The organism is Brevundimonas sp., assembly GCF_016463295.1.
Classification (GTDB): domain Bacteria; phylum Pseudomonadota; class Alphaproteobacteria; order Caulobacterales; family Caulobacteraceae; genus Brevundimonas.
Genome location: NZ_JAEMRO010000079.1, coordinates 1 through 9,654 on the forward strand (window position 1 = coordinate 1; position 9,654 = coordinate 9,654).

Genomic DNA, 9,654 nt, shown 5'->3' on the forward strand with positions numbered 1-9,654 from the left:
TCGTAGTTGTTGCACTGCAGAACGACGCCGACGATGTTCTTGCCGATGTCGTGGACGTCGCCCTTGACGGTCGCCATCAGGATGCGCCCCGCCTGTTCGCGCGGCTTGCCCGCCTTCTCCGCCTCCATGAAGGGCTCGAGCCAGGCCACGGCCTGCTTCATCACCCGGGCGGACTTGACCACCTGAGGCAGGAACATCTTGCCCGCACCGAACAGGTCGCCGACCACGTTCATCCCGTCCATCAAGGGGCCCTCGATGACGTGCAGCGGCCGTTCGACCGACAGCCGGGCTTCCTCGGTGTCGGCCTCGATGAACTCGGTGATGCCGTGAACGAGCGCGTGCTCGATCCGCTTGCCGACCGGGGCCTGTCGCCAGGTCAGGTCCACGACCCGGCCCGCGCCCTTGTCGCCCTTGTAGTTGGGGGCGAGATCGACCAGCCGCTCGGTGTTGGAGACATTGGTCCGCTGCGGCCGGTTCAGGATGACGTCCTCGACGGCTTCCCTCAGCGTCGGGTCGATGTCGTCGTAGACCGGCAGGTCGCCGGCATTGACGATGCCCATGTCCATCCCCGCCTGGATGGCGTGGTACAGGAAGACTGAGTGGATCGACCGGCGCACCGGCTCGTTGCCGCGGAAGCTGAACGACACGTTCGACACCCCGCCCGAAATGCGGGCGTACGGCAGGGTCTCCTTGATCACCTTCGTCGCCTCGATGAAGTCGACGGCATAGTTGTCGTGCTCCTCGATCCCCGTCGCCACGGCGAAGATATTGGGGTCGAAGATGATGTCTTCCGGCGGAAAGCCGACCTCGCCCACCAGGATGCGATAGGCGCGGGTGCAGATCTCGATCTTGCGCGCGGCGGTGTCGGCCTGGCCCACCTCGTCGAAGGCCATGACCACGACGGCGGCCCCGTAGCGCAGGCATTTGACCGCCTGTTCGCGGAACTCCGCCTCGCCGGCCTTCATCGAGATGGAATTGACGATCGGCTTGCCCTGGACGCACTTCAGCCCCGCCTCGATCACCTCCCATTTGGAGGAGTCGATCATCACCGGCACGCGGGCGATGTCGGGCTCGGCCGCGATCAGGTTCAGGAAGGTCCGCATGGCGACGGCACCGTCCAGCAGCCCCTCGTCCATGTTGACGTCGATGATCTGGGCCCCTGCCTCGACCTGCTGGCGCGCGACGTCCAGCGCGGCGGCATAGTCGCCCTCAACGATCAGCTTCCTGAACCTGGCCGAGCCGGTGACGTTGGTCCGCTCGCCGACATTGATGAAGGTGGGACGCATCAGCGTAGGCCTGCCCGGATGCTGTCCAGCGTGGCGATCCATGGCGAAGGATCGCCTCCCTCAGCCCAGAGCTCCGCCAGTTCGGAATCCGCCTGCACTCTGCTCAGCGCCTCAAGAGCAAGGTGGGCCAGATCGCCTGGGGGCTTGCCCAGCCGGGCGACGCTTGAGCGGCCTTCAAGCGGCAGGGCGTCCAGCTCACCGGTCTTCATCGCCGCCACAATCGCTGCCGCCGCGACCGCCACCGACGCCACGTCAACCTCAAGATACCCGTTGCGGGCGGCTCCAGCTTCCAGCGCTGTTTGCACCGACTCCCAAGACGGGTCTTCGGACAGGATTCCAAACCAGTCCGTAGCGTCGTCATTGTCGAACGGCCCGACATCCCACGCTCCGAAGGTGGTCGCGCCAGCAGGCGTCACACGGCTCACGGCGATCGAGGCGTAAGGCTCCGGTCCTTGGGCAGGCGTGAGCATGAGACAGACAACCAGGCTCAACATCACGCCACCAACTCGAACGGTTCCAGCCCGCTCAACCGCATAGCCACCGGCCGCTCCGGGATTTCCCTCGTCGGCAGTTTCGACACCGCCTCCGCCGTATGCCGGATGTGGTCCGGCGTCGTGCCGCAGCAGCCGCCGACGATGTTGACCAGACCTGAGGCGGCCCATTCCTCGATGAAGTGGGCCGTCTCGTGCGGCTCCTCGTCATACTGGCCCATGGCGTTGGGCAGGCCCGCGTTGGGATAGGCGGCGACCAGGGTATCGGCCACCCGGCTCAGTTCGGCGATGAAGGGCCGCATCAGATCGGCCCCCAGCGCACAGTTGAAGCCGACGGCGAAGGGCTTGGCATGGCGCACGCTGTTCCAGAAGGCCTCGGCCGTCTGACCCGACAGGGTTCGGCCCGAGCGGTCGGTGATGGTGCCGCTGATCCAGATCGGCAGGGGCTCCATGCCCTCGTCCTCCAGATCCTTGATCGCCTTGATCGCGGCCTTGCAGTTCAGCGTGTCGGTGATGGTCTCGATCAGATACAGGTGCACGCCGCCCTCGTTCAGGGCGCGGACCTGATGGCGGTAGGCGTCATAGACCTGGTCGAAGGTAACTAGCCGGGCGCCGGGGTCGTTCACGTCCGACGACATCGACAGCATCTTGTTCAGCGGGCCGATAGCCCCGGCGGCGAAGCGGGGCTTGTGCGGTTCCCGCTCCGTCCAGCGGTCGGCGGCGGCCCGTGCCAGCCGGGCCCCCTCCAGATTGATATCCCGGACGGCGTCGGCATCCAGCGCATAGTCGTCCTGCGCGATGGTGGTGCCGGAGAAGGTGTTGGTTTCGGAGATGTCGGCTCCGGCGGCGAAATACTGGTCGTGCAGGTCGCTGACGATATCCGGGCGGGTGAGGCACAGGATGTCGTTGTTGCCCTTCATCTGGCCGGTGTGGCCGGCGAAACGGTCGCCGCGAAAGTCGGCCTCGGCCAAATCCTGACGCTGGATCATCACGCCCCAGCTGCCGTCGAGGACGAGGATGCGCTCGCAGGCGGCCGCGTGAAGGGCGGCGATGCGGTCGGCACGGATCATGCGGCCACCGCCTGTTCCTTGACGCCCAGAACCCGGCAGATGGCATAGACCAGGTCGGCGCGGTTCAGGGTGTAGAAGTGGAAGTCGGAGAAACCCTCTTCCTGAAGCCGCGCACAGGTCTCGGCCGCGACGGAGGCGGCGATCAGCTTGCGGGTTTCGGGGTCGTCGTCCAGACCCTCGAAATGGGCGGCCAGCCAGTCGGGGACCGCCGCGCCACAGGCCGCGCTCATCCGTTTCAGGCCATTGAAGTTGGTCACGGGCATGATGCCGGGGATGATCGGAATGCTGACGCCCGCAGCTTGCACCCGGTCGCGGAAACGCAGGAAGGCGTCGATGTCGAAGAAAAACTGGCTGATGGCGCGGGTGGCACCCGCATCCACCTTGGCTTTCAACACGGCGATGTCGTGGTCGATCGACCCGCTCTCCGGGTGGCCTTCCGGATAGCAGCCGACGGTGATGTCGAACCCGCCCTTGGCCGCGAGGGCGGCGGTCAGCTCGGTGGCATTGGCGTAACCGTCCGTATACGGAACATAGGCTCCGCCGATACCTGCGGTGCACGGCGGATCGCCGCGCAGGGCCACGATATGACGGACGCCGGAGTCCTTGTAGCCATCGATTACGGCATCGACCTCGGCCCGGCTGGCCTCGACACAGGTCAGGTGGGCGGCGGGAGTCAGGTCCGTTTCCGTCAGGATGCGCTGGACCGTCCGGTGCGTCCGCTCGCGCGTCGAGCCGCCCGCGCCATAGGTGACGGATACGAAGTCGGGCTTCAGCGGGGCCAGGCGGGTGACAGCCTTCCACAAGGTGGCCTCGGCCTCGTCCGATTTCGGGGGAAAGAACTCGAACGAAACGCGAGGGCGAGACCGGTCCTGACCGGCGCGGGCCACCGGCCCAAGCGGCGACAGCAGCAGGGCGCGGGCCTCGGCCAGGTTTAGGGAAGCGGCGGTCATGCGGCCCTCGTTTCGACGGCGGACTGTCGCTCGGCGGTCCAGATGCAGACGGTCAGGCCGTCGGTGTCGGGCGGCAGGACGATCGGGGCGGCGGGCGTCAGGCCGACCTCGGCCAGCCAGCGGCGCATCTCCTCGTCGGCAAAGCCCAGGCGGCGGTGCTGATGCTCCTCGCGCAACTGTTCGATCTGGTGCGGGGCGAAATCGACAATCAGCAAACGGCCGCCGGGTGCCACCAGCCGCGCCGCCTCAGCCACGGCGGCGGCGGGATCGGCCAGATAGTGCAGCACCTGATGGACCAGGACGCGGTCGGCACTCTGGGCGGGCAGGCGGGTGGCGAAGATGTCGCCGTGGCGCAGCTCGACCTTGTCCAGGCCTGCCCGGGTGACATTGGCGCGGGCGATGTTGAGCATATTGTGGCTGAGGTCCAAGCCGACCGACATCCGCGCCTGTTTGCCCAGCAGGGTCAGCATCCGGCCCGAGCCGGTGCCCAGATCGACCACGCGCTCGAACGGCCCGTCGCCCGCCGCCTTCAGGATCGCAGCCTCGACGGCGGTTTCGCAGACGTAGAGCGAGCGGATGCGGTCCCATTGGGGGGCCACGCGCTCGAAATAGGCCCCGGCGGCGACCTCGCGCTCGCGGCGGACATCTTCCAGCCGGCGGTCGTCGGCGGCCCCGGCTTCGTCGTCGAGAAGGTCGAGAATGGTGTCGATCAAGCGACGGGCCAGGGGGTCGGACGACAGGCGGTAGAAGACGCGGGCTCCATCGGGGAAGCGCTCGATCAGTCCGGCGTCGGTCATGAGTTTGAGATGACGCGATACGCGCGGCTGGCTCTGATCCAGAATGCCGGATAGCTCCATGACCGACAGCTCTTCGCCCGCGAGCAGCGACAGCACCCGCAGGCGCGTCGGCTCGCCCGCAGCGCGCAGGGCCTCGATGGTCTGGTCAGCGGTCAGGGTCATATAATCATATAAGGATATCCTTATATGATTTGGCAAGCCGTTTCTGTGTTCAGGCTGGGGGTTTGGCCAAGCGTGAAGTGGTGATCATGACGGCGATGGTCCATGTCGCAAAGGCCGCTTCCAGCATGCGCTGGGCCGCGCCGTGCCATGGAAACTCCGGACCGATGATCGGGATCATGAGCGCGGCGACGATCCCGCAGGCGAGGCCGAGCGGGAGCAGCTTGTGACCGCCGGGCCAACTCCTGGATGCGATCGCCAGCACGAACACGCCGGCGACCCCAAGCAGATAGCCCAGGCCGCCCAGCATCTCGTGCAGCAGTCCGGACGGACTGGCTCCCTCGACGGCGCATTCGAAGTCGCAGGGGAAGACACCGCCGAAGAACAGGCCGGCACCATTGAGGGCGCACAGGATGAAGCCGATGACGGCCAGCGGGCTGCGCGGGAAGACGGCAGCGCACAACAGCCAGAAGGCCGCGAGCAGCAGGCCGGATACCATGAAGGCCATGCTGACATAGGAGCCGGTGGTGGTGCCCACGGCCCCCATCTCGCTGACATACTGGCTGGCGGGGTTGTAGCCGGGATAGCCGAACGGAGCGGCGATGATGACGACGGCCAGAATCAACAGGCTGATCGTACCGCACAGGATCGTCAGTTTACGCAACATGGCAGTCCCTCCGGTGCGGTGACGCTAGACGACGGCGAGGCCTATGGCCAAGCGCTCAGATCCGCTGGAACGGATAGAAGTCGTTGCCCAGATCCAGAATGCCGGTCAGTTCGTCGAGCGCCTGGCGGCTCTCGTCCAGCAGGGCGGGGTCGGCCAGATCGGCGGGGGTCAGGGTGTCGCGGTAGTGGGTGCTGCCCCATTGGCTGAGCCGCGCATGCAGGGCGTCCGTCATCCGCATGGCCGGATTGGTCGCGGCCTGCTCCGCCTCGGTCAGGACGACGCGCAGACGCAGACAGGCCGGGCCGCCGCCGTTGCGCATCGACTGGCGCACATCGACGTATTCCACGCGGCCGATGGGACCGTTGGATGCTACGAGACCTTGGGCCACCGCATGACTGCGGGGGTTGTCGCGCGTCTCGGTCGGGCAAATCAGGGTCAGGCGATCCTCGCCCGGCAGGCTGACCAGCATGGAGTTGAACAGATAACTGGAAATGGCGTCGGCGAGCGGCAGGTCGGCGGACGACACCTCGACGAAGATGGGGTCGAAGCCCATGGCCGCGGCGCGGATGGCGGCGTGGGTGCCCGCCGTGTCCTCGAAGACCAGGTCGTGGTGGAACAGGGTGTCCAGCGCCCCGACGCAGACCACGTCGTTGTGGAAGGTGCCGCCTGCGATGGCGGCGCGGGACTGGCGGGCCAGGACGGGGCCAGATGCGCCATGACGGCGGGCGATGGCTTCGGACGCCTCGCGTGTCTGGCGCGCAGGGTAGGGGCCGGACCAGGGCTCATAGGCCTCGCGGCCCCAGACCAGCAGGTTGACGCCCGGCTGGCCATGGTCGGCGCACAGGCGGACGTGGTTGGCGGCTCCTTCGTCGGCCAGATGAGCGACAGACGGCAAGGCGTCGTGGACGGCGAACCGGTCCCGGTCGGGGAACAGGGCGTTCAGGGCTCGCTTGGTCTGCCGATGCTCCAGCGAGCGGTGCAGGTTGGTGACCAGATTGGCAGGGGTGAAGTGGACGCGGCCATCGGCGCTGTCTGCGGAGGGCGTCACCGTCGCGGCATTGGCGGCCCACATGGGACTGGCCGAACAGGCGGCGGCGGCGAAGCTGGGCGCGTCCTTCCAGGCCTGTTCCAGGACACGGGCGTCGGAGCCGGTAAAGCCCAGGCTGCGCAGGAAGGCGATGTTGGGCCGCTCATGCGGCGGCAGGACGTATTGCGGCAGACCGAGGTCCGCCAGCCGCTTCATCTTGTCGAGGCCTTGCAGGACGGCAGCACGCGGATTGGACGCCTCGCCCTTGTTCAGGCTGGAGGCCAGATTGCCCGGCGATAGACCCGCATAGGAATGGGTGGGGCCGATCAGGCCGTCGGCATTGGCTTCGAGCGCGTGGGCGTTCATGCCTGCAGCCCTTTGATCTCTCCTTCGATGTTCTTCACGGCCTCGGCCTCGAAACTGGCGACGGGATAGGCACAGTAGTCAGCGGCATAGTAGGCGCTGGGGCGATGGTTACCGCTGGCCCCCAGTCCGCCGAAGGGCATATCGCCGGCGGCGCCAGTGGTCGGGCGGTTGAAGTTGACGACGCCCGCGCGGATGCGGCGGATGAAGGTCTGCCAGTTCGCCGGATCGTCGCTGACCAGACCGGCGGACAGGCCGTAGCGGGTGGCATTGGCCTGTTGCACCGCTTCGTCGAAGCTGGCGACGCGGGTCACCGACAGGAAGGGGGCGAACATCTCCTCGTCCGGCACATCGACCCCGGTCACGTCGATGATGGCCGGTTTGACGAAGGCACCGGGCAGGTTTCCGACAGGTCCGGAGCCGCGGATGACCCTGGCCCCCGCGTCGATCCGCTCCTGCAGGGCGGCCAGCGCGGCGGCGGCGGCCTTTTCGGATATCAGCGGCCCGGCGTAGGGCTCGGGCGTGCTGTTCCACGGTGCGAACAGCAGACGGTCGCTGAGGGCGGCGACGGCCTCGACAATGGCGTCGCCCTGGGGCCCTTGGGGCACGATCAGGCGGCGCGCACAGGAGCAGCGCTGGCCCGTGGTGATGAAGGCGGACTGGACGACGATACCTGCGACGGCTTCGGCGTCCACGGCGTCCCAGACGACCAGCGGATTGTTGCCGCCCAGCTCCAGCGCCAGGATGACGTGCGGATCGTCCGCGAACTTGCGCCGGAAGTGGGCACCCGCCGCGCCGGAGCCGGTGAACATCAGGGCGTCGATGCCGCTGTCCAGCAGGGCGGCACCCGTGTCGCGCCCACCCTGGATGACGTTGACCACGCCGGTGGGCAGGTCGGCGGCTTCGAACGCCTCGGCCATCAGCTGACCGGTCAGGGGTGTCTCTTCCGAAGGCTTGAACACGACCGTATCGCCGGCCAGCAGGGCCGGGACGATGTGGCCGTTGGGCAGGTGGCCGGGGAAGTTGAACGGGCCCAGAACCGCCGCCACCCCGTGCGGGCGATGGCGCAGGGTGGCGGAGCCGAAGGCGGTGTCGGCGGTGCGCTCGCCCGTCCGCTCGTCATAAGCACGGATGGAGATGTCGACCTTGCCCTGCATGGCCGTGAGTTCGGTCTGGGTTTCCCACAGGGCCTTGCCGGTCTCGCGGCTGATGGCCTCGGCGATCTGGGGCGCGCGCGCCTTCAGCACGGCCTGATAGCGTTTGACGGCGTCGATCCGGTCCTGACGCGAACGGTCGGCCCAGTCGGGGAAGGCGGCGCGGGCGCGGTCGGTTGCGGCCTGAACCTCGCCCGCGGAGGCCGCAGCGCCTTCCCAGACGGTGTCGCCGGTGGCGGGGTCGATGGATGTCAGTCGGGTCATGGTTCGGTTTTCAGCAGCCAGGAAGATGGCAGAATTCTCAATTGGAAAGACGCAGTCGGATGATACTGCCTCAGCGGGTCAGACCTTGACCCTGACGATTTCGCCGGCCCGGACTTTTAGTGCATCGGCGGTTTCGCGGTTCAGGGTGGCGGTCTCGCCCAGGATATGGGCTCGCTGGCGCACGGCGCGGAAGTCGCCCACGCTGTCGGTGGAGATCAGCGCGGGCAACTCGGCCTCGACCTCTTCCGCGATATCGACAGTCAGGCGACGCGCATCGCGCACGGTCCGGATATTATCGCGGCCGCAAGCCACGGTGGGGCCGGCGTCGAAGATATCGACCAGTCCATTGGGGCGGAACCCTTCGCTTTCCAGCAGGGCCATGGCAGGTACGCCCTGCGGATGCACCTTGCCGATCACGGCCCGGGCGGGTTCGGGCAGCAGCTCGATGTAGATCGGGTGGCGCGGGGCCAGGTCCAGAATGAACTGTTTGTCGGTCGAGCCGGTCATGCGATCGGCCTCGTCGAACTCCATGGGGAAGAATTTGTGGGCCACATGGTCCCAGAAAGGACAGGCCCCGTCGGGCGTGAAGACGCCGCGCAGCTCGGCCAGGACATTCTCGCTGAACAGCTCCGGCTCGGCCCCGATCAGCATGTAGCGTGACTGGCTGAGCAGGCGGCCTGCGCCGCCCTTGCGCCGGTCGGCCTTCAGGAACAGCGAGCCGACCTCGGTCCAGCCAGTGCACTCATTGACCAGCACCAGGGTCTTCTGTTCCAGCTTGATACCCAGTGAGGGCGAGGACTGGGCATTGGCGACGACGCGAAAGCTGAAGAAGGGTCGGTTCAGTCCGACCGCAGCCTTCACCGACCCGATGCCGTCGACGTCACCCGTCTCGGATTCCTCCAGCATCAGGGTGTACCAGCGCTGCTGGGCGTCGATGCGACCCGCGAAGCTGTCGCGGCTGAGGTCCAGCCGCTCGACCAGTTGATCGGGGTCTTCCGGCAGGCTGGTAAAGCCGGGACCGGACAGGATGGCCAACTCCAGGAGATGATCGAGATCGGCAGGCCCGGCGGGGCGAACGACGAGCATGGTTACATCGTCTCCAGACGCAGGGATTTCAGTTTCAGCGCATCGATTTCGCCCGAGGCGATCTTGCACAGGATCAGGGCCGACAGCTGGGTGCGTTCAACGAAGCTGGCGGGCCAGGCGAACTCCTGATCGGAATGGATGTCGCCGCCCAGCACGCCCAGAGTATCGATATTGGGCAGGCCTGCGGCATGCAGGTTGTTGCCCTCGCAGACCCCACCCGACGGCTTCCAGGCGATGGTCTGGCCCAGCAGGGAGCCGGTGTCGCGCACGGCCTCGAAGAGGGCGGTCTGGCTGGCGTCCATCGGCTTGGGCGCGCGGGTCATGCCGCCGTGCAGGTCCA

Annotated in this window: 9 protein-coding genes and 1 pseudogene; all 10 read right to left on the reverse strand. The window is 67.1% G+C overall.

All coding sequences use genetic code 11. From position 1 onward, the window contains the following. Positions 1-1,286, reverse strand: a 1,286-nt coding sequence (locus JHC81_RS12240) for a dihydropteroate synthase (protein WP_292175091.1), incomplete at its 3' end; no start/stop codon positions are given. Continuing rightward, the gene (locus JHC81_RS12245; RefSeq protein ID WP_292175093.1) at positions 1,286-1,756 is read right to left on the reverse strand and encodes a DUF4259 domain-containing protein; all 471 of its coding nucleotides are present in this window, start codon (positions 1,754-1,756) and stop codon (positions 1,286-1,288) included. The genes JHC81_RS12240 and JHC81_RS12245, both read right to left, overlap by 1 nt. A gap of 23 nt (positions 1,757-1,779) precedes the next feature. After that, positions 1,780-2,847, reverse strand: a complete 1,068-nt coding sequence (locus JHC81_RS12250; RefSeq protein ID WP_292175095.1) for a homocysteine S-methyltransferase family protein — start codon at positions 2,845-2,847, stop codon at positions 1,780-1,782. After that, positions 2,844-3,797: a methylenetetrahydrofolate reductase [NAD(P)H] gene (metF, locus tag JHC81_RS12255; protein ID WP_292175096.1), complete on the reverse strand. Its 954-nt coding sequence runs from the start codon at positions 3,795-3,797 to the stop codon at positions 2,844-2,846. The genes JHC81_RS12250 and metF overlap by 4 nt, the downstream gene beginning before the upstream one ends. After that, the gene (locus JHC81_RS12260) at positions 3,794-4,756 is read right to left on the reverse strand and encodes a metalloregulator ArsR/SmtB family transcription factor (RefSeq protein ID WP_292175098.1); all 963 of its coding nucleotides are present in this window, start codon (positions 4,754-4,756) and stop codon (positions 3,794-3,796) included. Before JHC81_RS12260 ends, metF begins: the two co-directional genes overlap by 4 nt. Before the next feature lie 49 nt (positions 4,757-4,805). Continuing rightward, entirely contained in the window at positions 4,806-5,420 is a 615-nt protein-coding gene (locus JHC81_RS12265; protein WP_292175099.1) for a DUF998 domain-containing protein, read from the reverse strand. Positions 5,421-5,475: 55 nt separating this feature from the next. Next, positions 5,476-6,813, reverse strand: coding sequence for an N-succinylarginine dihydrolase (gene astB, locus JHC81_RS12270; protein ID WP_292175100.1), 1,338 nt, complete (start codon positions 6,811-6,813; stop codon positions 5,476-5,478). Next, positions 6,810-8,228, reverse strand: coding sequence for a succinylglutamate-semialdehyde dehydrogenase (gene astD / locus JHC81_RS12275; RefSeq protein ID WP_292175101.1), 1,419 nt, complete (start codon positions 8,226-8,228; stop codon positions 6,810-6,812). Before astD ends, astB begins: the two co-directional genes overlap by 4 nt. 78 nt (positions 8,229-8,306) lie before the next feature. Beyond that, positions 8,307-9,314 carry an arginine N-succinyltransferase gene (locus JHC81_RS12280; RefSeq protein ID WP_292175103.1) on the reverse strand — a complete coding sequence of 336 codons (1,008 nt, stop codon included), beginning with the start codon at positions 9,312-9,314 and terminating at the stop codon, positions 8,307-8,309. A 2-nt stretch (positions 9,315-9,316) separates the two neighbouring features. Continuing rightward, a pseudogene (locus JHC81_RS12285) lies at positions 9,317-9,654 on the reverse strand (acetylornithine deacetylase); the annotation flags it as partial.

What these genes read in the sequence shown, in the direction of transcription:
- JHC81_RS12245 (WP_292175093.1), bottom strand. Translation starts at nt 1,756, where the DNA reads ATGCTCACGCCTGCCCAAGGACCGGAGCCTTACGCCTCGATCGCCGTG.
- JHC81_RS12280 (WP_292175103.1), bottom strand. Translation starts at nt 9,314, where the DNA reads ATGCTCGTCGTTCGCCCCGCCGGGCCTGCCGATCTCGATCATCTCCTG.
- metF (WP_292175096.1), bottom strand. Translation starts at nt 3,797, where the DNA reads ATGACCGCCGCTTCCCTAAACCTGGCCGAGGCCCGCGCCCTGCTGCTG.
- astB (WP_292175100.1), bottom strand. Translation starts at nt 6,813, where the DNA reads ATGAACGCCCACGCGCTCGAAGCCAATGCCGACGGCCTGATCGGCCCC.
- astD (WP_292175101.1), bottom strand. Translation starts at nt 8,228, where the DNA reads ATGACCCGACTGACATCCATCGACCCCGCCACCGGCGACACCGTCTGG.
- JHC81_RS12250 (WP_292175095.1), bottom strand. Translation starts at nt 2,847, where the DNA reads ATGATCCGTGCCGACCGCATCGCCGCCCTTCACGCGGCCGCCTGCGAG.
- JHC81_RS12265 (WP_292175099.1), bottom strand. Translation starts at nt 5,420, where the DNA reads ATGTTGCGTAAACTGACGATCCTGTGCGGTACGATCAGCCTGTTGATT.
- JHC81_RS12260 (WP_292175098.1), bottom strand. Translation starts at nt 4,756, where the DNA reads ATGACCCTGACCGCTGACCAGACCATCGAGGCCCTGCGCGCTGCGGGC.